The organism is Microbacterium sp. (assembly GCF_047607465.1).
Lineage (GTDB): Bacteria > Actinomycetota > Actinomycetes > Actinomycetales > Microbacteriaceae > Microbacterium.
The window spans coordinates 90604-111037 of record NZ_JASGCY010000058.1 but is presented as its reverse complement, the minus strand read 5'-3'; the positions used below and the strand labels follow the sequence as shown (position 1 = coordinate 111037).

General features: G+C 69.4%; 26 protein-coding genes. 13 read left to right on the top strand and 13 right to left on the bottom strand.

The features are described from left to right. Positions 1-88: 88 nt before the first annotated feature. From QM568_RS08165 to QM568_RS08155, 3 genes are all read right to left on the bottom strand, one after another. A complete protein-coding gene (locus QM568_RS08165; RefSeq protein ID WP_415137652.1) occupies positions 89-379 on the bottom strand; it encodes a type II toxin-antitoxin system RelE/ParE family toxin in 291 nt (96 codons plus the stop codon). After that, entirely contained in the window at positions 376-621 is a 246-nt protein-coding gene (locus QM568_RS08160) for a type II toxin-antitoxin system ParD family antitoxin (protein ID WP_415137650.1), read from the bottom strand. Before QM568_RS08160 ends, QM568_RS08165 begins: the two co-directional genes overlap by 4 nt. A 154-nt stretch (positions 622-775) precedes the next feature. After that, a complete protein-coding gene (locus QM568_RS08155) occupies positions 776-1402 on the bottom strand; it encodes a histidine phosphatase family protein (protein ID WP_415137648.1) in 627 nt (208 codons plus the stop codon). Between the two features lie 109 nt (positions 1403-1511). Here QM568_RS08155 and aspS point away from each other — a divergent pair, with 109 nt between their 5' ends. Next, on the top strand, positions 1512-3287 hold the full coding sequence (gene aspS / locus QM568_RS08150; RefSeq protein ID WP_415137646.1) for an aspartate--tRNA ligase: 1776 nt from the start codon (positions 1512-1514) through the stop codon (positions 3285-3287). Between the two features lie 126 nt (positions 3288-3413). Here the strand turns inward: aspS and QM568_RS08145 are convergent, their stop codons facing one another. Continuing rightward, entirely contained in the window at positions 3414-4235 is an 822-nt protein-coding gene (locus QM568_RS08145) for a sulfite exporter TauE/SafE family protein (RefSeq protein ID WP_415137644.1), read from the bottom strand. Positions 4236-4396: 161 nt separating this feature from the next. Between QM568_RS08145 and QM568_RS08140 the strand changes: the two genes are divergently transcribed. The 5 genes from QM568_RS08140 (at position 4397) to QM568_RS08120 (ending at position 8606) form a co-directional block, all read left to right on the top strand. Then, positions 4397-5539 carry an ABC transporter substrate-binding protein gene (locus tag QM568_RS08140; RefSeq protein WP_415137642.1) on the top strand — a complete coding sequence of 381 codons (1143 nt, stop codon included), beginning with the start codon at positions 4397-4399 and terminating at the stop codon, positions 5537-5539. Next, on the top strand, positions 5536-6471 hold the full coding sequence (locus QM568_RS08135; protein WP_415137640.1) for an ABC transporter permease: 936 nt from the start codon (positions 5536-5538) through the stop codon (positions 6469-6471). Before QM568_RS08140 ends, QM568_RS08135 begins: the two co-directional genes overlap by 4 nt. Then, the gene (locus QM568_RS08130; protein ID WP_415137638.1) at positions 6468-7262 is read left to right on the top strand and encodes an ABC transporter permease; all 795 of its coding nucleotides are present in this window, start codon (positions 6468-6470) and stop codon (positions 7260-7262) included. Before QM568_RS08135 ends, QM568_RS08130 begins: the two co-directional genes overlap by 4 nt. Next, positions 7259-8338 carry an ABC transporter ATP-binding protein gene (locus tag QM568_RS08125; protein WP_415137636.1) on the top strand — a complete coding sequence of 360 codons (1080 nt, stop codon included), beginning with the start codon at positions 7259-7261 and terminating at the stop codon, positions 8336-8338. The genes QM568_RS08130 and QM568_RS08125 overlap by 4 nt, the downstream gene beginning before the upstream one ends. 85 nt (positions 8339-8423) lie before the next feature. After that, complete coding sequence (locus QM568_RS08120) at positions 8424-8606, top strand: YegP family protein (RefSeq protein WP_415137634.1); 183 nt, start codon at positions 8424-8426, stop codon at positions 8604-8606. 49 nt (positions 8607-8655) lie between these two features. Here the strand turns inward: QM568_RS08120 and QM568_RS08115 are convergent, their stop codons facing one another. The 7 genes from QM568_RS08115 to QM568_RS08085 form a co-directional block, all read right to left on the bottom strand. After that, positions 8656-8958, bottom strand: coding sequence for a Dabb family protein (locus QM568_RS08115; RefSeq protein ID WP_415137632.1), 303 nt, complete (start codon positions 8956-8958; stop codon positions 8656-8658). Further along, a complete protein-coding gene (locus QM568_RS08110) occupies positions 8955-9251 on the bottom strand; it encodes a glutaredoxin family protein (protein ID WP_415137630.1) in 297 nt (98 codons plus the stop codon). Before QM568_RS08110 ends, QM568_RS08115 begins: the two co-directional genes overlap by 4 nt. After that, positions 9248-9550: a rhodanese-like domain-containing protein gene (locus QM568_RS08105; RefSeq protein WP_415137628.1), complete on the bottom strand. Its 303-nt coding sequence runs from the start codon at positions 9548-9550 to the stop codon at positions 9248-9250. The genes QM568_RS08110 and QM568_RS08105 overlap by 4 nt, the downstream gene beginning before the upstream one ends. A gap of 81 nt (positions 9551-9631) precedes the next feature. After that, on the bottom strand, positions 9632-9730 hold the full coding sequence (locus QM568_RS08100) for a 30S ribosomal protein bS22 (RefSeq protein ID WP_003792170.1): 99 nt from the start codon (positions 9728-9730) through the stop codon (positions 9632-9634). A gap of 100 nt (positions 9731-9830) precedes the next feature. Then, a complete protein-coding gene (locus QM568_RS08095; protein WP_415137626.1) occupies positions 9831-10022 on the bottom strand; it encodes a helix-turn-helix domain-containing protein in 192 nt (63 codons plus the stop codon). Between the two features lie 75 nt (positions 10023-10097). Next, entirely contained in the window at positions 10098-11018 is a 921-nt protein-coding gene (locus QM568_RS08090) for a cyclase family protein (protein ID WP_415137624.1), read from the bottom strand. A gap of 30 nt (positions 11019-11048) precedes the next feature. Next, on the bottom strand, positions 11049-11465 hold the full coding sequence (locus tag QM568_RS08085) for an ArsR/SmtB family transcription factor (RefSeq protein ID WP_415137622.1): 417 nt from the start codon (positions 11463-11465) through the stop codon (positions 11049-11051). A gap of 96 nt (positions 11466-11561) precedes the next feature. On the opposite strand from QM568_RS08085, the gene QM568_RS08080 reads away from it, so the two are divergent. The 4 genes from QM568_RS08080 (at position 11562) to QM568_RS08065 (ending at position 16113) form a co-directional block, all read left to right on the top strand. Next, positions 11562-12992: a TrkH family potassium uptake protein gene (locus tag QM568_RS08080; RefSeq protein ID WP_415137620.1), complete on the top strand. Its 1431-nt coding sequence runs from the start codon at positions 11562-11564 to the stop codon at positions 12990-12992. Next, positions 12985-13656 (top strand): potassium channel family protein, encoded by a 672-nt coding sequence (locus QM568_RS08075; protein WP_415137618.1) that lies wholly within the window; start codon positions 12985-12987, stop codon positions 13654-13656. Before QM568_RS08080 ends, QM568_RS08075 begins: the two co-directional genes overlap by 8 nt. Positions 13657-13765: 109 nt before the next feature. Continuing rightward, positions 13766-14542: an ABC transporter ATP-binding protein gene (locus QM568_RS08070; RefSeq protein ID WP_415137616.1), complete on the top strand. Its 777-nt coding sequence runs from the start codon at positions 13766-13768 to the stop codon at positions 14540-14542. After that, on the top strand, positions 14524-16113 hold the full coding sequence (locus QM568_RS08065) for a hypothetical protein (RefSeq protein ID WP_415137614.1): 1590 nt from the start codon (positions 14524-14526) through the stop codon (positions 16111-16113). The genes QM568_RS08070 and QM568_RS08065 overlap by 19 nt, the downstream gene beginning before the upstream one ends. A gap of 57 nt (positions 16114-16170) precedes the next feature. On the opposite strand, the gene proC is transcribed toward QM568_RS08065, so the two are convergent. Next, the gene (proC, locus tag QM568_RS08060) at positions 16171-17010 is read right to left on the bottom strand and encodes a pyrroline-5-carboxylate reductase (protein ID WP_415137612.1); all 840 of its coding nucleotides are present in this window, start codon (positions 17008-17010) and stop codon (positions 16171-16173) included. A gap of 90 nt (positions 17011-17100) precedes the next feature. Between proC and QM568_RS08055 the strand changes: the two genes are divergently transcribed. Then, positions 17101-17430: a hypothetical protein gene (locus QM568_RS08055; RefSeq protein ID WP_415137608.1), complete on the top strand. Its 330-nt coding sequence runs from the start codon at positions 17101-17103 to the stop codon at positions 17428-17430. Positions 17431-17433: 3 nt separating this feature from the next. Continuing rightward, positions 17434-18318, top strand: coding sequence for an alpha/beta hydrolase (locus QM568_RS08050; protein ID WP_415137606.1), 885 nt, complete (start codon positions 17434-17436; stop codon positions 18316-18318). Positions 18319-18339: 21 nt separating this feature from the next. Here QM568_RS08050 and tadA read toward each other — a convergent pair whose 3' ends face one another. After that, entirely contained in the window at positions 18340-18798 is a 459-nt protein-coding gene (gene tadA, locus QM568_RS08045) for a tRNA adenosine(34) deaminase TadA (RefSeq protein WP_415137604.1), read from the bottom strand. 55 nt (positions 18799-18853) lie between these two features. Between tadA and upp the strand changes: the two genes are divergently transcribed. After that, the gene (gene upp / locus QM568_RS08040) at positions 18854-19486 is read left to right on the top strand and encodes a uracil phosphoribosyltransferase (RefSeq protein ID WP_415137602.1); all 633 of its coding nucleotides are present in this window, start codon (positions 18854-18856) and stop codon (positions 19484-19486) included. The last annotated feature ends 948 nt before the right edge of the window (positions 19487-20434 follow it).

Below are 20434 nucleotides of genomic sequence, written 5' to 3'. Positions count from 1 at the left end.
CTCGCAGTCTACGCACGGGTTCCTATGCGCAGGCCGGATGCAACGCTTCCCCTCCCTCCTCCTCTGTCAAAGCCGCACCTGGGCGGCGTCACAGGTGGCGGGACGGATCCATGCGCTGATGCAGAATCCTGATCACATCGACGCCGTCGGAGCTCTCGACGAGATAGAGCAGATGGCTGCCGATGCTGTACCGGCGGTATCCCGCGCGGATCTCGTCGCACGCACCACCGCGGCGGGGATCGCCGACGATGCGTTCGACGGCCGCTCGAATCTCGTACACGTAGGTCTCTGCCTGGTGCTGGTCCCAGCGTTCTGCGGTGTAGTCCCAGATCGACGAGAGATCGCGCTGCGCGGCCGGAGTGAGCCGATACACGCTCACGCCGACGCAGCGGCCTTCTTCTCGTTGACGAATGCGTCGAAGTCGAAGGCTTCCGGCTCGCCGCTACGCTCGCCGTCGAGGAGGGCCGCACGGAGAGCCGCGAGCTGTGTCTCCTGGTCCTCCAGCAACCGAAGGCTGGCACGGATGACCTCGCTGGCGGAACGATAGCGCCCTGAGGCGACCTCCCGGGCCAAGAAGTCCGAGAAGTGATCGTCCAGACTGATCGAGGTGTTCTGCGCCATGCCGAAAACGATACCAAGGATTGGTAACGGCAGGGGTGGTCGATTCGGACGGCCGTCACGGATGCTTGTCGGTTCGCGGTCCAGTATCAGGACTGCCGTGCATCGCGTTGGGCCGCACCAACCGCGTGCGGCACCTGCAGATCCGGGCTCGCGCTCAGACGGCGCCGAGGTCGATGCCGGCGGCCGCGGGCTCCGCGTACTCGACCTCGCGCCACACGTCGCCGACGCGCTCGAACGAGGTCACGCTCGACAGCGCGCAGCGCCGCGTGCGCGGATCGTGCCGGAGCGGCAGGCCAGCGACCCGCAGGTGGGTGATCCAGATCGGCGCCTGATGCGACACGATCACGATGTCGCCCTCGGCGCTGCCGTCGCCCCACGCAGAGTTCATCGCCTGCAGCATCCGCTCCGCGATCGACGTGTACGGCTCGCCCCAGCTCGGCACCGAGGGCCGGCGGAGGTGCCACCAGTTGCGCGGATTCATCAGCGAGCGGCGCATCCGCGTGCCCTCGAAGACGTTCGCCGGCTCGATGACCCGCTCATCGAGCACGGGCGCGAGCCCGAAGATCTCGGCGAACGGCTCGGCCGACTCCTGCGTGCGCTGCAGCGGCGAGCAGATGAGCGAGCGCACCGGTCGGTCGAGGGAGCGCACGTACTCGGCCGCCGCCCACGTCATCCGCCGGCCCTCGTCGCTGAGCCGATAGCCGGGGAGCCTCCCGTACAGCACCCGCCCGGGATTGTGGACCTCGCCGTGACGGACCAGATGCAGTCGTGAGGAGGACATGACGGCCTTTCGAAAGGCGGAGGAGCGGATGCTGCGCTGGCGAGTCTACTGAAACGGCCCCCGGTAGACTTGGCCGGTACGCCATTTCCCAGATCAGAAGGAATCCTCCGTGCTTCGCACTCACAACTCCGGTTCCCTGCGCGCAGAGAACATCGGTCAGACCGTCACCCTCACGGGCTGGGTCGACCGTCGTCGTGATCACGGAGGAGTCGCGTTCATCGATCTGCGGGATGCGTCGGGCATCGCCCAGGTCGTCATCCGTGACGAAGAGGTGGCACGCCCCCTGCGCAGCGAGTTCGTGCTCAAGGTGACCGGCGAGGTCTCCCGCCGCCCCGACGGCAACGAGAACCCGAACCTGCCCACGGGCGAGATCGAGCTCATCGCGACCGACGTCGTGGTGCTGAACGAGTCAGCCCCGCTGCCGTTCCAGGTGTCGACGGCGCTCGCCGACACCGAAACCGTCGGCGAAGAGGCCCGCCTCAAGTATCGCTATCTCGACCTGCGGCGCCCGGCGACGGCATCCGCTCTTCGCCTGCGCTCCGACGTATACAAGGCGATCCGCGATGTGCTGCACGCCGACGGCTTCACCGAGGTCGAGACCCCGACCCTGACTCGTTCGACCCCCGAGGGCGCCCGCGACTTCGTCGTGCCCGCTCGCCTTCACCCTGGGAGCTGGTACGCCCTGCCGCAGTCGCCGCAGCTGTTCAAGCAGCTGCTCATGGTGGGAGGGGTGGAGAAGTACTTCCAGATCGCCCGCTGCTACCGCGACGAGGACTTCCGCGCCGACCGCCAGCCGGAGTTCACGCAGCTCGACATCGAGATGAGCTTCGTCGACCAGGAGGACGTGATCGCGCTCATGGAGCGGCTCGTCGTCGCGATGTGGAAGACGATCGGCGTCGAGGTGCAAACCCCGCTGCCGCGTCTGACCTACGCCGATGCGATGGCGAAGTACGGCTCCGACAAGCCCGACCTGCGCTTCGGTCTCGAGCTGGTGGAGGCGACCGAGTACTTCGCGAACACGCCGTTCCGTGTGTTCCAGGCCGAGTACGTCGGAGCGGTGCGGATGCCGGGAGGAGCCTCCCAGCCCCGCAAGACGCTCGACGCGTGGCAGGACTGGGCCAAGCAGCGCGGGGCCAGGGGCCTGGCATACGTGCTGTTCAACGAGGACGGAACTCTCGGCGGCCCCGCTGCGAAGAACCTCTCAGAGTCCGAGCAGGCGGGTCTCGCCGCCCTCGTCGGCGCCGAAGTCGGCGACTGCGTGTTCTTCGCCGCGGGCTCTGCGAAGGAGAGCCGTGCGCTCCTTGGCGCGGCACGCGTCGAGATCGGGCGCCGGCTCGGCTACCTGAACCCGGACGAGTTCGCCTTCACCTGGGTGGTCGACGCCCCGATGTTCGAGCCGGCGGCGGATGCCGTGGCCTCCGGCGACGTCGCGGTTGGCGCCGGCGCCTGGACCGCCGTGCACCACGCGTTCACGGGCCCCAAGCCCGAGTTCGAGGACACCTTCGACACCGACCCCGGTTCGGCTCTCGCCTACGCGTACGACATCGTGTGCAACGGCTCCGAGCTCGGTGGCGGGTCTATCCGCATCCACCGCGAAGACGTGCAGAAGCGCGTGTTCGAGGTCATGGGCATCAGCGACGAGGTCGCCGATGAGCAGTTCGGCTTCCTGCTCGACGCCTTCAAGTTCGGCGCCCCGCCGCACGGCGGCATCGCGCTGGGCATGGACCGCGTGCTGCAGCACCTGTCGAAGACGGAGTCGATCCGCGATGTGATCGCCTTCCCGAAGTCGGGCGGCGGGTTCGATCCGCTCACCTCCGCACCAGCGCCGATCACCGCCGCGCAGCGCAAGGAGGCCGGCGTCGACGTCACCCCCGAGGAGTCCTGACTCCCCCGCCGAGACCCCGCCCTACCGCCGAGACCCCGCGCTGCCGACGTATGCATCACGGGGTGTCGGCGTGAACCCGGGGTCTCGGGAGGGTGGTCGGGAGGGAGGGTGAGGGGGATGCGGCCGTCAGGCGGCGAGAGCGGGGGCGATGTTCTCGTTCCACACGTCGACGCCGAGCTTCGCGATGAGCGCGATCACGACGATGAGGAACACCACGCGGATGAATCCGGCACCCTTCGACACGGCCATCCGGGACCCGAGGTAGCTGCCGGCGACGTTGGCCACCGCGAAGATCCCGCCGAGCAGCCACAGCACCGACCCGTGCGGGATGAACCGCAGCAGCGCCCCCGCGTTCGTCGCGAAGTTGACGATCTTCGCCTTGGCACTGGCCTGCAGGAAGTCGTATCCGAGCAGCGCCACCAGCGTGATCACGAGGAACGTGCCTGTCCCCGGTCCGATCATGCCGTCGTAGAAGCCGATCGCGAGTCCGGCGGCCCCCGCCGTGATGTGGTGCTTGTGACCGCTGAAGCGCAGCTGCGTGGATGCTCCGAGCTGGGGCTTGAACGCGGTGAACAAGGCCACGGCGAGGAGGGCGATGACGATGATCGGCTTGAAGGCGGCCGGTGGCAGCACCGTGGCCACGACGGCCCCGCCGAAGGAGCCGATCAGCGCGATCACCGCCATCGGTATCGCGGTGCGGATGTCGGGCTTCGCGCGCCGGTAGTAGGTGACGCTGCTGGTGGCCGTGCCGAAGACGCTGGCGAGCTTGTTGGTCGCCAGCGCCTGCACCGGCGCGATCCCGGGGATCAGCAGCAGTGCGGGCAGCTGCAGCAGTCCGCCACCGCCGACGACGGCATCGATCCAGCCGGCCCCGAACGCGGCGACCACGATGAGGATCAGCATGCCCCAGGTGAGCTGTTCCAGCCCGAGGAGCGCGCCGATATCCATCCCTCCAGGATGTCAGAACGCCCCGGCCCCGACGCACGAAGCCGACACGAGCCGGATACCCGCCGTTCACCGGAACCCCGGCATCCGGCAAACTCCGCCTCGTAGTTTCCTTTCGCACCCTGATCCGGCACAACCCGAGCCGGACATCCGAGAGGACCCTCATGACGCACTTCTCCCGCCGCGCCCGCTTCGGCGCGGGCCTCGCCCTGGCCGCCACGGCCGCACTGGCCCTGACCGGCTGCGCGTCCGGCGCCGACACCCCCGCCGCGGAGGGCGGCGACAGCGTGGACGCAGCATCCGCCACCTCCGTCTCCGACTTCGGCACCTTCGCCGACCTCGAGGCGGCGGCCAAGGCCGAAGGCGCGCTCAATGTCATCGCGCTCCCGCGCGACTGGGCGAACTACGGCGAGATCATCGACCTGTTCGCCGAGAAGTACCCCGAGATCACGATCAACGAGGCGTCGCCCGACATCTCCAGCGCCGAGGAGATCCAGGCCGCCGAGACCAACAAGGGGCTCGACACCGCCCCCGACGTGTTCGACCTCGGCATCGCCGTCGCGCTGCAGAACACCGACCAGTTCGCGCCGTACCAGGTGCAGACCTGGGACGAGATCCCCGACAACCTGAAGGAGTCCACCGGCCTCTTCGTCGGCGACTACGGCGGGTACATGTCGGTCGGCTACGACTCCTCGAAGTACGACGCCCCGAAGAGCATCGACGACCTGCTGGGAGCCGAGTACAAGGGCGCCGTCGCGCTGAACGGCGACCCGACGCAGGCCGGTGCGGCCTTCGCCGCGGTGGGCCTGGCCACCGTGCAATCGGGCGGCACGCTCGACGACTTCCAGCCCGGCATCGACTTCTTCAGCGAGCTGCAGAAGGCGGGCAACCTGCTCAAGGTCGACGTCACCACCGCGACCGTCGCGAGCGGCGAGACCCCCGTCGTCTTCGACTGGGACTACCTGAACACGGCACACCAGAAGGACAACGAGAACTGGAAGGTCGTCGTGTTCGGCGGCACCGGTTACTCCAGCTACTACAACCAGGCCATCAACGTCGACGCCCCGCACCCGGCGGCCGCACGCCTGTGGCAGGAGTTCCTCTACAGCGACGAGGTGCAGAACCTGTGGCTCAAGGGCGGCGCCCGCCCCGCGCGCGTCGACGCGATGACCGAGGCCGGCACCATCGACGAGGACCTGCTCGCGAAGCTGCCCGAGGCTCCGGAGGAGACGGTCCTGCCGACCGAGGAGCAGTCGGCAGCCGCCGGCACGCTGCTCGGCGAGAAGTGGGCAGCGGCGGTCCAGTGACCGTCGCCGTCATGACGGGGGCGGATGCCACGGCATCCGCCCCCTCCTCCGCCGGGCCCGGGCGCGACGCACGGGCCCGGCGTTCCGCGCCGTCCTTGGCCTGGCTCGGACTCGTGCCGTTCGCCGTGTACGTGGTGCTGTTCCTCGCGCTGCCGACCGTGCTCGCCGTCGGCACCGGGCTCTTCGCCGAGGACGGATCGTTCACCTGGAACAACCTCGCAGCCCTCGGCGACCCGGTCGTGCTGATCACGCTCGCGAACTCGGCCTGGCTCTCGCTGCTCACCGCCGCCGTCGGAGCCGTCGTCGGCGCCCTCGTCTGCTACGCGATGCTGGGGCTGGACCCGCAGGGCTTCGTGCGCCACAGCGTCGATGCCGCCGCTGGCGTGCTCGCCCAGTTCGGCGGGGTGATGCTCGCCTTCGTCTTCATCGCCACGATCGGCATCCAGGGTGTCGTCACCCAGTTCCTCAAGGACTCGGTCGGGATCAACATCTTCGAGCGCAGCAGCTGGATCTACGAGCTGCCAGGGCTCATCCTCCCCTACATCTACTTCCAGATCCCGCTGATGGTGATCACGTTCATGCCCGCCCTCGCCGCGCTCAAGCCGCAGTGGTCCGAAGCGAACCTCGCCCTCGGCGGCACCCGCGCGAGCTTCTGGATCCGCATCGGCATCCCGGTGCTCGCCCCCTCGTTCCTCGCGAACCTGCTGCTGCTGTTCGCGAACGCGTTCTCCTCGTACGCCACCGCGGCAGCCCTCGCCAGCCAGGGCTCCCAGATCGTGCCGCTGCAGATCCGCGCGGCGCTCACGAGCGAGACCGTGCTCGGCCGGGAGAACCTCGCCGGCGCCCTCGCGCTCGGCATGATCGTCGTCGTGGGGGTCGTCATGGCCCTGTACTCGCTCGTCCAGCGACGGGCAGCGAGGTGGCAGGCATGAACGCGCTCGCTCCCTCCCGCGCGACCCGCTGGATCGTCGGCGTCCTCGTCGGCGCCTTCTTCACCATCCCGCTGCTGACGACGTTCCTGTACACGGTGCGGATGCCCGACGGCTCGTACTCGCTGCAGCGCTGGCTCGGCCTGTTCGATCCGGCGATGTCGTCGACGCTGAAGCCGATCTGGACGGGCCTCGGCAACTCCCTGATCCTGGCGGTGGTCACCGTCGCGATCGTGCTGCTCCTGCTCGCCCCGACGATGATCCTCGTGAACCTCCGCTTCGGCACGCTCCGCCCCGCGTTCGAATTCGCCGTGCTGCTGCCCATCTCGATCCCCGCGATCGTGCTCGTCGTCGGTCTCGCCCCGATCTACCTGCAGATCGGCCGCACCCTCGGCACGGGCGCCTGGACCCTCGCCTTCGCTTACGGGATCACCGTGCTGCCGTTCGCGTACCGCGCGATCCAGGCGTCGATCGACGCCGTCGACCTGCGCACCCTCACCGAGGCCGCACGCTCCCTCGGCGCGAGCTGGCCGGTTGTCGTGCTCCGGGTGCTCGCGCCGAACATCCGCCAGGGACTGCTCGCGGCATCCCTCATCTCCGTCGCCGTCGTGCTCGGCGAGTTCACCATCGCCTCGCTGCTGAACCGGCAGGTGTTCCAGACCGCGATGGTCGTCGTGCAGAAGCAGGACGGCTACCTGCCGGCGATCTTCACCCTGTTGGCGCTGCTGTTCTGCTTCGCGCTGCTCCTCGTCATCGGCCGCGTCGCCCGCGGCACCGGAAAGGCCCGCTCATGACCCTCCCTGCCACCGCCGACAACCTCCTGCTCTCCGAGCGCGGGGAGGGCACCCGCGTGCAGCTCGCGGGCATCGTGAAGAGCTATGCGGCGAACACCGTGCTGCACGGTGTCGACCTCGACATCGCCCCCGGCGAGTTCGTGTCGCTGCTGGGCCCATCGGGGTGCGGCAAGACGACACTGCTGCGGGTGCTCGCAGGCCTGGAGAGCGCCGACGAGGGCGTGGTGGGCCTCGGCGGCGACGACGTCTCGCGGGTGCCCACCAACAAGCGCGACATCGGCATGGTCTTCCAGTCGTACTCGCTGTTCCCGCATCTCCGGGTCGTCGACAACACCGCGTTCGGGCTGCGTCGCCGAGGGGCGAGCAAGGCGGATGCCGCCAAGCGCGCGCTCGACGCACTCACGCTCGTCGGTCTCGCGGACTTCGCCGACCGCTTCCCGCATCAGCTCTCCGGCGGCCAGCAGCAGCGCGTGGCCCTCGCCCGCGCACTGGTCACCGAGCCCAAGGTGCTGCTGCTCGACGAACCGCTCTCCGCGCTCGACGCGAAGGTGCGCGTGCAGCTGCGCGACGAGATCCGCCGCCTCCAGCTGCGTCTCGGCATCACGACCGTGTTCGTGACCCACGATCAGGAAGAGGCGCTGGCCGTCTCCGACCGGATCGCGGTCATGAACGCGGGCCGCATCGAGCAGATCGGGTCCCCTGAGCAGCTCTACACGACGCCCGCGACGGCGGGTGTCGCCGCCTTCGTCGGGCTGTCCAGTGTGGTGCCCGGCGTCGCCGACGGCGACCATGTCACGGTGTGGGGGCAGCGCCTGCCGCTGCAGAACCCGACCTTCGGGCCCGTCGACGTGTTCATCCGCCCCGAGAACGTGCGCTTCGCCGCAGAGGCGGATGCCGGCGCCCTCGCCGTCGTCGAGGAGAGCACGTTCCTCGGCAGCATGCGCCGAACCCTCGTGCGCACCGAGGCGGGCGACCTGGTGCGGTTGCAGCACTCGCCCGGCATCCGCCCGGTGTTCGGAGAGCGCGTGCGGATCACCCTGGCTCCGGAGCCCGTCGCCGTGCAGCAGCGCGACTGAGACGTCCCTATCGCGACGGCCCCGCTGAGCATTAGGTTGGTCGTCGAGGGCATCGTCGCCCCGTCACCCGAAGAGAGGTCACCTCATGGCAGGCAAGTGGGAGCTCTACACCGACAAGTCCGGCGAGTACCGGTTCCGTCTCAAGGCGGGCAACGGCGAGGTGATCGCACTGTCCAGCGAGGGCTACTCGTCGAAGTCGAGCGCGCTGAACGGCATCGACTCGATCCGGCGCAACGCGGACGGCGAGGTCGTCGAAGTCGAGAGCTGATCGCCCGGAATGCACTGCGTTTCGTCTCGCTGGCGAAACGCAGCCCCGTTCAGATCTCGAAGTCGACGGCGGCGCGCGAGCCGACGACCGAGCGGACGTACGCGGCGACCTCTTCGTGCGCCGGATGCACCTGGTACTGCTCGAGCTCTTCGATGGAGTCGAAGTCGGCGACGAGGGCGACGTCCCAATTCGCATCGGGGTACGCCGTGTTGACACCGGCGGAGATCGAGCGCAGCTGCGGCACGACCCCGCCGAGGGCGTTGAGACGCCTCGCGACCTCGGCAGCCTGCGCGGCGCGCTCGGACGGATCGGATGCGGCGAGCTTCCAGCTCACGACATGGCGGATGCTCACTTCGTCGCACTCCGTTCGTTCAGCGGTTCGTTCAGCGCGGCCTCTTCCAGAGCCGCGCGCAGGCGCTCGGCGGAGAGGCGCCAGTGCGCGTGCAACTCGCCGTCGATCAGCACGACCGGGATCTTCTCCCACCACCGCTCGTAGAGCGCGGGGTCGTCGTTGATCGACAGCTCATCGACGCGGATGCCGTCGGCGACGGCATCCGGCAGTTCTGCGATGACGGCGTCGACGATCTCGCCGGCCACATCGCACAGGTGGCAGTCGGGCTTGCCGATGACGGTCAGCGTGGTCACGCCGAGGGCACCTCGACCTCGCGCCCCTCGGCGATCCACTCGGCGGTGCCGCCGTCGACGTTCGTGACGTCGTAGCCGCGCGCCTCGAGCGCCTCGACGACCCGGCCGGAGCGCCCGCCCAGCTGGCAGATCACGTCGAACGCCTCAGCGGGCAGCTCTTCGAGGCGATCGCCGATCTCGGACATCGGGATGTTCACGGCACCGGGGACATGTCCCTCGGCGAACTCGTGCGCCTCGCGCACGTCGATGAGCGGAGTGTTCTGCCGAGCGGCGAGCTCGGCAACGGTGATCGACTTCATGGCGTTCTCCTGCGGTCGTCCGGATTCGAGTGCGCAGACACGAAGCGCCCGTCCGGAGACAGGCGCTCAGTGTCTGGCCGCTTACTTCTTGTTGCGGCGCTGGTGGCGAGTCTTGCGAAGCAGCTTGCGGTGCTTCTTCTTCGCCATGCGCTTGCGGCGCTTCTTGATGACAGAACCCACGGAAACCTCACTAAGTCAGGGGCTGGGCGTCGCACGGAGCGGACACCCGGGTACGGGCACGGAAAAATGCCTCGGAACAGTCTAGCAAACCACGGGAGTGCTAGCCGACGTCAGCGATCGGACGACGCAGAGCGTCGGCGACAGCGGATTCGGGAACGCGGAAGCTGCGTCCGAAGCGGATGGCCGGAAGCTCACCCGAGTGCACGAGCCGGTAGACCGTCATCTTCGACACGCGCATGATCTCGGCGACCTCGGCCACCGTCAGGAACTTGACGTCTGGAACGTCGGGCATCCCACGTACCCCTTTCTCGATGTGCACACTCTATGGGTTCGCTGGGACGCGTGTAAACCCATGTGACCGGTGTGATCAGTGAGACACCGTCGCGAAAGCGCGCACCGGGAACGTCCCGAAACCGCGCACCGCGGGCGGAGCGGCGGTGAACCGAGCACCGCGAGCCGGAACCGCGTCGAGATTCGTCAGGTGCTCGACGACGTGCACGCCCGCAGCGAGCAGGATGCTGTGCGCCGGACGCTCCCCTCCGCTCTCGGTGTCGTCGATGTTGAGCGAGTCGATCCCGACGATGCGCACGCCCGACTCGACGAGCAGGCGCGCCCCCGCCTCCGTGAGGAAGGGTGCCCCGACCGCGTACTCGGGAGTCCCGAACCGGTTGCTCCACCCCGTGTCGAGCAGCACGGCGGCGCCGGCGAGATCCCGGTCGGCGAGCGTGACCGCGTCGATCCCGCGCCGCTCGGCGCTCCAGGAGTCGCGCAGATGGAAGACCTCCGCCGGCACCCCGACGAGGGTGGCGAGGTCGAGCGAGGCGAGATCTCCGCCGTCGGCGTAGCGGTGGTACGGGGAGTCGAGGTAGGTGCCGGTGTTGCCGATCATCGTGATGACGTCCATCGCGAACTCGGTGCCCGGCGCGTACTTCGCGCGGGAGTCCTCGCGGGTCAGGTGCGGCGTGATCACCGGAGCGGGCAGCCCCGGATAGGTGATGAGACCGGCCTCGATCGGGTGGCTGAGGTCGATCACCCGGTCAGCGCCGACACCGGCCGGAGCGGCATCCACTCCCCTGCTGCCGCGGTGCGGCTCCTCGACGATGCGCAACCCGCTGAGCTCGACCTCGCTCACGAGGGCCAGGCCGAGATGCCGGACGAGAAGGGCGGCGATCTCGTCGGCGGCCAGATCAGGACGGGGCAGGTCCAGCCTGAAGCCTTCGCCGCTCAGCCCACCGCCGTTGGCGAAGGAGATCGTGAAGTCGAAGTGTGCGCGGTGCTCGATGGTCATGACGACATCATGGCAAGAACCGGCCCTGCGTCAGCCACCGAGGCGCTTGAAGGCGTTCGTCACGACGTGCTTGGCGGAGGCCGCCGCGCGGCCGACGACCTCGGCCGCGTGCGCCGCCCCGTCGGGGATCTCCTGGAACGGGTGGGCGATGTCGGGGGCCTGATCGCCGTACGCGTCGACGAGGAAGGGCACGAGCCAGTCGTCCACGGCGGTCAGCGGCTCGACGGCGAGGCTGTAGAAGCGGCGCTGGCCGTCTTCGCGCACGTTCACCAGCTCGGCCTCGCGCAGCACCTTGAGATGCTTGGAGACCGTGGGCTGGCTGACGCCGAGGTCTGCCACGATCTGACCGACGCTCGTGCCGGTCTCGCTCTCGTCGGCGCGGCGCAGCAGGAGCTGGAGGATGTCGCGCCTCGTACCGTCTGCGATCACGTCGAAGATGTCCGTCATGAGATCAGGCTAGCCGCCCCCGGCGAGGAGTACCATGACGAAGGCTCGCGAATTCGGGCGAGGAATGCGCACCAGGACGGGCACGGAGGGAGCGGGATGTCGGGCATCGCATCGGCGTCTTCTCCGAAACGCGCTCTGATCGGTCTCGCGGCGCGGATCCGGCACGTCATCACCTCATCGCCCTCGCGATTCGCGATCATGATCTTCGCGGCGCTGATCCTCGTCTTCACCGTGCTGCTGGGGCTTCCGATCTCATCGGCATCCGGCGAGTTCACCCCGCTCAGCGACGCCCTGTTCACGGCCGTCTCCACCATCTGCGTGACGGGCCTGTCGACCGTCGACATGGCAACGCACTGGTCGGCGTTCGGGCACGTGCTGATCTTCGTCGGCGTGAACGTCGGCGCACTCGGGGTGCTGACGCTCGCGTCGCTGCTCGGCATGCTCATCTCCCGCCGGCTGGGCCTGCGCGCGAAGCTCCTGGCCGCCGGCGACACGAATCCGCTGCGCGCCCACGGCGGCCCCGTGAACGAGAGTCAGACGGTGCGCCTGGGCGAGGTGGGCCAGCTCCTCACCACGGTCGCGATCTCGGCGCTCGTCATCGAGGGCGTGCTCGCGGTGCTCCTCTACCCGGCGCTCGTCATGGCCGAGGTCGACCCGTTCGCCGCACTCTGGGAGGCGCCGTACTTCGCGGCCATGGCCTTCACCAACACCGGCTTCCCCCCGAACGCGGGCGGCGTCGTCGTGTTCGCCGACGACTACCTCGTGCTCGCACTGCTGATGGCGGGTGTCTTCCTCGGCAGCATCGGCTTCCCGGTCATCTACACGCTCGCCAAGCACGTGTGGCACGTGAAGAAGTGGTCGCTGCACACCAAGCTCACCCTCGTCACCACCGTGCTGCTCTTCATCGCCGGCGCGATCGCGTTCGTGGTCCTCGAATTCGACAACCCGAAGACCTTCGGCTCGATGGATGCGTGGGACACGACGTTCCAGTCGCTGTTCCTGTCGGCGATGACCCGGTCGGGCGGGTTCAACGTCATCGACATGGGTGACCTGAACGGCTCGTCGCTGCTCGCGGCGTCGATGCTCATGTTCGTCGGCGGCGGTTCCGCGTCGACCGCCGGAGGCATCAAGGTCACGACCCTCGCGGTGCTCGCGATCGCCGTGTGGTCCGAGGCGAAGGGACGTCAGTCGGTGCAGGCGTTCGGACGCCGCATCCCCAGCGACGTGCAGCGGGTCGCCCTCAGCGTCGTCGCGTGGGGTGCCACGATCGTCGCGCTGTCGACGATCACGATCGCCCAGATCACCAAGGCCGACATCAGCCACGTGCTCTTCGACGTGATCTCCGCGTTCGCGACGGTGGGCTTGTCGACGGGTCTCACCGAGTCGCTCCCCGACGCCGGATCGTACGTGCTCGCGGCCACCATCTTCATGGGCCGCGTTGGTACAGTGACTCTCGCCGCTGCAGTCGCCGCGACGTCACGGACGCAGTACTACTCGCTGCCCGTCGAAAGGCCGATCGTTGGTTGAAGTCATCCGGGGCGACGCCCCCGTTCTCGTCATCGGCCTCGGGCGCTTCGGCGCTGCCTGCGCCGGCGAGCTCGATCGCCTCGACCGGGAGGTGCTCGCGATCGATGAGAACCTCGAGCTCGTGCAGAAGTGGTCCGACCGGGTCACGCACACCGTGCAGGCCGACGCGAAGAACGTCGACGCGCTGCGGCAGATCGGTGCGCAGGACTTCCCGGTCGCCGTCGTCGCCGTCGGATCGTCGATCGAGGCGTCGGTGCTCATCACCGCCAACCTCGTCGACCTCAAGGTCCCCCAGATCTGGGCGAAGGCCGTCTCGCAGTCGCACGGCAAGATCCTCGCCCGCGTGGGTGCAAACCACGTCATCTACCCCGAGCGCGAGGCCGGAGAGCGCGTCGCGCACCTCGTGTCTGGCCGCATGCTCGACTTCATCCGCTTCGACGACGACTTCGTGCTCGCGAAGATGTACCCGCCCAAGTTCATCCGCGGGATCGGCCTGAACGAGTCGGGCGTTCGCACCAAGTACAACGTGACGGTGGTGGGTGTGAAGAGCCCTGGCAAGCCGTTCCGCTACGCCGAGGCCAACACCGTGGTCACCAACCACGACCTCATCATCGTGTCTGGCACGAACAGCAACATCGAGCGCTTCGCCGCGCTCGACCGCTGACCCCCATCCGCCCTCCCCTCCGGCATCCGTTCTCCGGCACGGCGCGACTCGCGCCGATATCCCCCGCAGGACGGATGCCGCAGCATCCCGCCCGTGCTGGGATGGGAGCATGACCGACCAGACAGCGGCCCCGCCCGTCCTCGCCCTCCGCGGCCTGCGCAAGCAGTTCGGCCAGAAGCTGGCCGTGGCGGACCTCTCGCTCGACGTCCCCGCGGGGACGATGCTGGGCCTGCTCGGCCCGAACGGCGCCGGCAAGACGACGACACTGTCAATGACGACCGGGCTGCTGCGCCCCGACGCCGGCACCGCGTGGATTCTCGGCATCGACGTCTGGCAGGATCCGGCCGCGGCGAAGGCACTGATGGGTGTGCTCCCCGACGGGATCCGCATGCTCGACCGGCTCACCGGCACCGAGCTGCTGCGCTGCAACGGCCTGCTGCGCGGCATGGCCGAGGCCGACGTCGTCTCCCGCTCCGTCGAGCTGCTCGACGCGCTCGGCCTGGCGGATGCCGGAAACACACTCGTCGTCGACTACTCCGCCGGCATGCGCAAGAAGATCGGGCTCGCCTGCGCGCTGATCCACGCGCCGCGGCTGCTCATCCTCGACGAACCGCTGGAGGCCGTCGACCCGGTGTCCGGCGAGACGATCAGGCAGATCCTGCGCGCCTTCGTCGACGGCGGCGGCACGGTGGTGCTGTCCAGCCACGTCATGGAGCTCGTCGAGTCACTGTGCGACCGCGTCGCGATCGTCGCCGAGGGGCGCCTGCTCGCGAACGGCACCCTCGACGAGGTGCGCGCCGGCATGTCGCTGCAGCAGCGATTCCTCTCGCTCGTCGGCGCGCACGAGCTCGGAACGGAGACGCTGGCATGGTTGCGCTCCTCGTAGGGCTGCGCTGGCGCCAGCTCGGCCACCAGCTCACCCGCAACCCGTGGATGATCGTGACGCTCGTCGTCACCGGCCTGATGGCGCTCGGGTTCCTGGCCCTCCTCGCGGTCGGGCTCTTCGCGATGCGCGCGGCCGCACCGGGCACCGCCGTCACCGTGCTGGTGCTCACCGGCGCCGTCATCGTCGCCGGCTGGTGGATCGGCTCGCTGCTCGTGAGCGGCGACGACGCGCTCGCCCCCGAGCGCTTCGCGCTGCTGCCGGTGACGGCCCGTCGCCTGCTGCCGGGACTCGTCGTCGCGGGGGCGACCACGATCGGCGGGATCGGCACGACCCTGGCGCTCCTGCTCATGCTGCTGGGCTGGTCGGTGAACCCGCTGGCGCTCGCGGTCGGTGTGCTGATCGTGCCGCTGGCTCTGGCGACTTGCGTGCTGGGTGCTCGGGTGATCAGCGGTCTGCTGGCCGGCTGGCTCGCTCGGCGGCGCAGCCGCGACCTCGTGATGACGATCGGCGTGCTGCTCGCGGCGTGCTCCGGCCTGCTGATCAACCTTGGTCTCGCCGCCGTGCGGGAGATGGGCGACATCGGTTTTGCTTTCACCGGTGCCGCGGAGATCGTCGCGTGGACCCCCCTGGGCGCGGTCTTCGGCGCACCCGCGTCGATCATCGCGGGCGACATCGGGGCCGCGGGGCTGCGGCTGCTGATCGCGCTCGCGACGATCGTCGCCCTCTGGTTCGCCGCACAGGCGCTGCTCGCCGCCCGGCTGGTCGCGCCGATCCAGTCCGGCGGCGGCCGCGTGCGATCGGGCGGAATCGTCGACCGGATGCTGCCCACCACGCCCGTCGGGGCGATCGCCGCGCGCACCCTGCGCTACTTCCGTCGCGACCCGCGGCAGGTCATCAACGTCGTCATGATGATGCTGCTGCCGGCGATCCTCATCGGCGTGGTGTTCATGAACGGGCTGCAGGACGAGTCGATCGGCTTCGGTCCGCTGATCACGCTCGTGCCCGCGATCGACGCGCTGCTGGCCGGCACGATCATCCAGATGGCGACCGCCTACGACAACGACGCCGTCGCACTGCACGTCCTCACGGGCGTGCGCGGCTCCGCCGACCGCTACGGGCGCCTGCTCGGGTTCGCGATCATCGCGGTGCCCCTGCTGATCGTGCTCTGCGTCGCGAGCTGCGTGCTCGCCGGTCGGCTGGATCTGCTCCCCGGCAGCCTCGGCGCAGCTCTCGGGCTGGGGGCGATCTCCGCAGGAGCCGGGGCGTGGACGGGCAGCTTCCTGCCAGGACGCGCCCCCGCCCCCGAGGCGAACCCGTTCGGGCGGGGGTCGTCCGGCGGGGTGCAGTCGTTCGTCGCGATGGCGATCATGTCGCCGGTCACGCTGATCCTCGGCGCACCGGCGCTCGGCTTCGCGATCGCCGCGATCTGGGTGCCCGCCCTGGGCTGGGTGAGCCTCGCGTGCGGTCTCGTGATCGGCGCCGGCGCCGTGTGGGCCGGCGCCGTGCTCGGCGGTCGGGTGCTCGACGCCCGCTGGCCGAAGGTGCTCGCCGAAGTCTCCAGCGAGGCGTGATCTCCAGGGCTCTCCTCACGCCGGTCGCCCCGCGAGAGCGCCCCGCGGTGTGGCCGATCAGGCCCCGGCGGCAAGCTCTTTGGCGCGCGCGACAGCAGCGGCTGCAGCATCCGCGAACGTGCGATCCAGCTGCGCGTCCTGCAGCACCGCGATCGCCCTCTCGGTCGTGCCCTTGGGGCTGGTCACCCGTCGGCGCAGCTCCGCCGGCTCCTCACCCGAGGCGTCGAGCAGCGCCGCCGCCCCGATGAAGGTCTGCTCGACCATGAGCCTGGCGTCGGCCTCGCTGAAGCCCATGCCGACGGCCGTGCGGGTGAACTCCTCGATGAGCAGGAACACGTAAGCGGGACCAGAACCCGAAATCGCCGAGAGCGCATCGATCTGCGACTCGGGCACCTCGATGACCGCCCCGACCGTCTCGAACAGGCGCCGAACGACGGCGAGGTCGTCGTCGACGACGGATGCTCCCGCGGCGAGCCCGGTCACAGCCTTGCCGACCGTGGCGGGCGTGTTCGGCATCGCGCGGATGACCTTGACGTCGGCGCCGAGGACCTCGGCGAACGTCTGCAGGGTCACCCCGGCCGCGATGCTCACGACGATCGCGCCCGGCTCCAGGTGCGACCCGATCTCGCGCAGGAGGTCGGGCACCATCGAGGGCTTGACCCCGACGACGACGATTCCGGCATCGGAGACGGCGTCGGCATTGCCACCGGGCGCGGTGTCGAGGGCGATGCTCCTCACGCCCGGCACCTCGGCGAGCGCCGCAGCGCTGCCGGCCGAGCGGTTGGTGGCCGTGATCCCGCCTTCGATCTCGATCCCTGAGGCGACGACGCCGCGGAGGATCGCCCCTCCCATGGAACCGGCACCGAGGAAAGCGAGAGCGGGAAGAGAATCAGCCATGTCGTCATCCTACGGCGGGCGCACCGCTCGCCGAGCTCATCGAGGTCGCGAACGCGGGGTGATGGGGTGGAGGCGATCTAGACTCGTTCCATGAATGGTGACGATGTGACTGCACAAGAGCGAGCACAGCAGGATGCCGTCGATCGAATCTCTGCGGCGATCACCCGGGTGCCGTCCGTCGAACGGCTCGTGACGCTGCACGTGGTGCGGTCTGATCCTGGCCAGCTGGTCGCAGCGAGAGTCGCCCTGCCCCAGGGTCTCTCGCTCACCGAGGCCGCACAGGAGATCGCGGCGATCAGGGACAGCGTGCACGGGTCCGTTGCCGACGTCGATGCGCTGTACATCGAGCCCGACGTGTACAGCCCGGCGAGCGACCCCGCCCCACCCACCGACGCCTTCGTGCTGAAGTCCTCAGACTGAGCCGTGCGTCGCGATCTCGACGAGGCGCTCGCGCGCACGGACCTTCCCGCCGACACCATGGCGAAGATCCGCCTCGTGCGCGATGTGCTCGATCGCGACCCGCAGGCGCGTCTCGAATCGTTCTGGATCGAGGGCGACCGCCCCTACGCGGTGATCGCGTTCGGCGACCCCGACGCCGCCGATCTCGTCGCCTACCTGCTGCACGGCATCGACACCGACCTGGGGCAGCTCCCCGGATGGGCGGATGCCGCCCAGAGGCTGTGCGCCGACGTGATCCGCTCGTGCGTCGTGCGCGGCGAGCCGCGTTCGATCGCGACGATCGCATGGTTCGGGTGGGATTCCGGCACCCACGCGACCGCCCTCGCGACGACGCACGCGACGCTCGGCGCAGCCCGGCTGTCGGTGGACATCGATCGGCTCGTCGCGAGGAATCCGCGCGCGCACATCGCGGTGGTGACCTATTCGTATTCGTCGACGCTGCTGGGCGAGATGTTCGCGCTGAACCTCGCGGGGGCGATCCGCACGGCCGTGTCGATCGCGTCGGCGGGAGTCACCCGCGCCGCTGGGCTCGCAATCGAGGCCGCGATCTCCGACGGCTCAGTGGAGGTCTACGCCACCGAGGGCGCCGGAGACAGCACCGCCCCGCTCGGCCGACTCGGCCGGCATCCGGTGGATCCGCGCGAGCTGCGCGGCGTCACCGTGTACGACTGCGACGGCGGCGAGGCGCCGGGCGTCGACGGCTCCATCGTCGAGGGAGTCGGCGTCGAGGGGCACGCCTCGCAGACCGTCGTGGACGACCGCGGCGAGCGGCATCCGGGATACTTCGACGCGCAGGGGCAGGGGTATCTCACCCTGGTGTCGCTGCTCGCGGACGCCGCGACGCGGTGAGCGGAGCGGATGCCGGCGCCCTCAGCGGCGCGGGGTGAAGAAGTCGCGGAGCAGGGCCGTCGCGGCATCCGCCTGGACTCCCCCGACCACCTCGGCGCGATAGGGCAGCCGTCGATCCCGCAGGACGTCGTACATCGATCCTGCGGCGCCTGCCTTGTCGTCCCACGCGCCGAAGACGACGCGCGAGATGCGGGACTGCAGGATCGCCCCCGCGCACATCACGCACGGCTCGAGGGTGACGGCGAGAGTGCATCCCTCGAGATTCCACGACCCGACGGATGCCGCAGCGGCTCGAAGCGCGTTCACTTCGGCGTGGCCGGTGGGATCGTGCGTCTCCTCGCGGGTGTTGCGTCCCTCGGCGATGACGGCGCCTGTCGCGTCGAGCACGACCGCTCCGACGGGGATCTCCTGCGCTGCGGCGGCCTCGGCGGCCAGCGCCAGGGCACGCTGCATCGCGCGGTCGTCGAAGGGTGCCGTCATCCCTCGAGCATATTCGGATGTCGTGCGCGCACCTGCGGCGCATTAGCCTGTATTCATGCGTGTTCACGTCGCCGATCACCCCCTCGTCACCCACAAGCTCACGGTGCTGCGCGACGAGCGCACCCCGTCGCCGGTGTTCCGCCAGCTGACCGAGGAACTGGTGACCCTGCTCGCCTACGAGGCGACCCGCAACGTCAAGGTCAGCCCGATCGAGATCACGACACCGGTCACGAAGACGACGGGCGTGAAGATCTCCGAGCCGCGGCCGATCGTCGTGCCGATCCTGCGCGCCGGCCTCGGCATGCTCGAGGGGCTCGTGAAGCTCCTGCCGACCGCGGAGGTCGGTTTCCTCGGCATGGTCCGCGACGAGGAGACCTTCGAGCCGACGACGTACGCCGAGCGCCTTCCCGACGACCTCAGCGACCGCCAGTGCTTCGCGATCGACCCGATGCTCGCCACGGGCGGCTCGCTCGCCGCAGCGATCCAGTTCCTGTTCGACCGCGGCGCGAAGGACGTCACCGCGATCTGCCTGCTCGGCACCCCCCAGGGCGTCGCCGCGATCGAGGCGATGGCCGGTGACCGCGACGTGACCCTCGTGCTCGGCGCGCTGGATGAGCGCCTCAACGAGAAGGGCTACATCGTGCCCGGCCTCGGCGACGCCGGCGACCGGCTGTACGGCACCGTCTGAGGGTCTCCGCGGCGGCGCCGCCGGTCTCTGAGGGTCTCCGCGTGTCTCCGCGGCGGTGCTGACGCGGCGCTGGTTCGCGCGCGCGGCTGTTCCCGACGTCGCGCGGCTGTTCCCGGCGTCGCGCTGCTGTTCCCGGCGTCGCGCGGCTGTTCCCGGCGTCGCGCGACTGTTCCCGGCGTCGCGCGGCTGTTCCCGGCGTCGCGCTGCTGTTCTCGTTCGTTCCGGTCGCGATCTGCGCCGCTCTGGCACCCGCCCGTTCGTTCCAGTCGCGATCTGTGCCGCTCTGGCACCCGGATAGCGGCACGAACTGCGACCCGAGCAAGGGGACGGCTGCGGATACCAGCACAGATCGCGACTGGAGCGCACACGACAGCTGGAGTGCACACTACAAACCGTCGGCACGGGTGCGCTGCTGTTCTCATTCGTTCCGGTCGCGATCTGTGCCGTTCTCGATCGTCAGAAGCGGCACGAACTGCGACCGGATCACGGGTACGGGGACGGCTGCGGATACCAACACCGATCGCGACTGGAGCAGACACCGCAGACCGTCGGCACGGGTCGCGCTGCTGTTCTCGTTCGTTCCGGTCGCGATCTGCGCCGCTCTGGCACACGCTCGTCCGTTACGGTCGCGATCTGCGCCGCTCTGGCACCCGCCCGTTCGTTCCAGTCGCGATCTGCGCCGCTCTGACGCCTGGATAGCGGCACGAACTGCGACCGGAGCACAGGGACAGGGACGGCTACCAGCACAGATCGCGACTGGAGTGCACACCGGATGACGGTCGGGCGGGGACACCGGATGGCGGCACGACTTGCGACCGGAACGGCTGGCCGGACCGAATAGCGGCACGACTTGCGACCGGAACGGGTGGCCGGACCGAATAGCGGCACGAACTGCGACCGGAACGAGTGGCCGAACCGGATGGCGGCACGAACCGCAGCCGACCGGCG

Bases quoted from the DNA above. Each gene is read 5' to 3' on its own strand.
- QM568_RS08090 (WP_415137624.1), bottom strand. From the start codon at position 11,018: ATGACCATCGAGCACCGCGCACACTTCGACTTCACGATCTCCTTCGCC.
- QM568_RS08120 (WP_415137634.1), top strand. From the start codon at position 8,424: ATGGCAGGCAAGTGGGAGCTCTACACCGACAAGTCCGGCGAGTACCGG.
- QM568_RS08080 (WP_415137620.1), top strand. From the start codon at position 11,562: ATGTCGGGCATCGCATCGGCGTCTTCTCCGAAACGCGCTCTGATCGGT.
- QM568_RS08105 (WP_415137628.1), bottom strand. From the start codon at position 9,550: ATGAAGTCGATCACCGTTGCCGAGCTCGCCGCTCGGCAGAACACTCCG.
- proC (WP_415137612.1), bottom strand. From the start codon at position 17,010: ATGGCTGATTCTCTTCCCGCTCTCGCTTTCCTCGGTGCCGGTTCCATG.
- QM568_RS08130 (WP_415137638.1), top strand. From the start codon at position 6,468: ATGAACGCGCTCGCTCCCTCCCGCGCGACCCGCTGGATCGTCGGCGTC.
- QM568_RS08125 (WP_415137636.1), top strand. From the start codon at position 7,259: ATGACCCTCCCTGCCACCGCCGACAACCTCCTGCTCTCCGAGCGCGGG.
- tadA (WP_415137604.1), bottom strand. From the start codon at position 18,798: ATGACGGCACCCTTCGACGACCGCGCGATGCAGCGTGCCCTGGCGCTG.
- QM568_RS08070 (WP_415137616.1), top strand. From the start codon at position 13,766: ATGACCGACCAGACAGCGGCCCCGCCCGTCCTCGCCCTCCGCGGCCTG.
- QM568_RS08055 (WP_415137608.1), top strand. From the start codon at position 17,101: ATGAATGGTGACGATGTGACTGCACAAGAGCGAGCACAGCAGGATGCC.
- QM568_RS08145 (WP_415137644.1), bottom strand. From the start codon at position 4,235: ATGGATATCGGCGCGCTCCTCGGGCTGGAACAGCTCACCTGGGGCATG.
- QM568_RS08140 (WP_415137642.1), top strand. From the start codon at position 4,397: ATGACGCACTTCTCCCGCCGCGCCCGCTTCGGCGCGGGCCTCGCCCTG.
- QM568_RS08085 (WP_415137622.1), bottom strand. From the start codon at position 11,465: ATGACGGACATCTTCGACGTGATCGCAGACGGTACGAGGCGCGACATC.
- QM568_RS08095 (WP_415137626.1), bottom strand. From the start codon at position 10,022: ATGCCCGACGTTCCAGACGTCAAGTTCCTGACGGTGGCCGAGGTCGCC.
- upp (WP_415137602.1), top strand. From the start codon at position 18,854: ATGCGTGTTCACGTCGCCGATCACCCCCTCGTCACCCACAAGCTCACG.
- QM568_RS08160 (WP_415137650.1), bottom strand. From the start codon at position 621: ATGGCGCAGAACACCTCGATCAGTCTGGACGATCACTTCTCGGACTTC.
- QM568_RS08065 (WP_415137614.1), top strand. From the start codon at position 14,524: ATGGTTGCGCTCCTCGTAGGGCTGCGCTGGCGCCAGCTCGGCCACCAG.
- QM568_RS08155 (WP_415137648.1), bottom strand. From the start codon at position 1,402: ATGTCCTCCTCACGACTGCATCTGGTCCGTCACGGCGAGGTCCACAAT.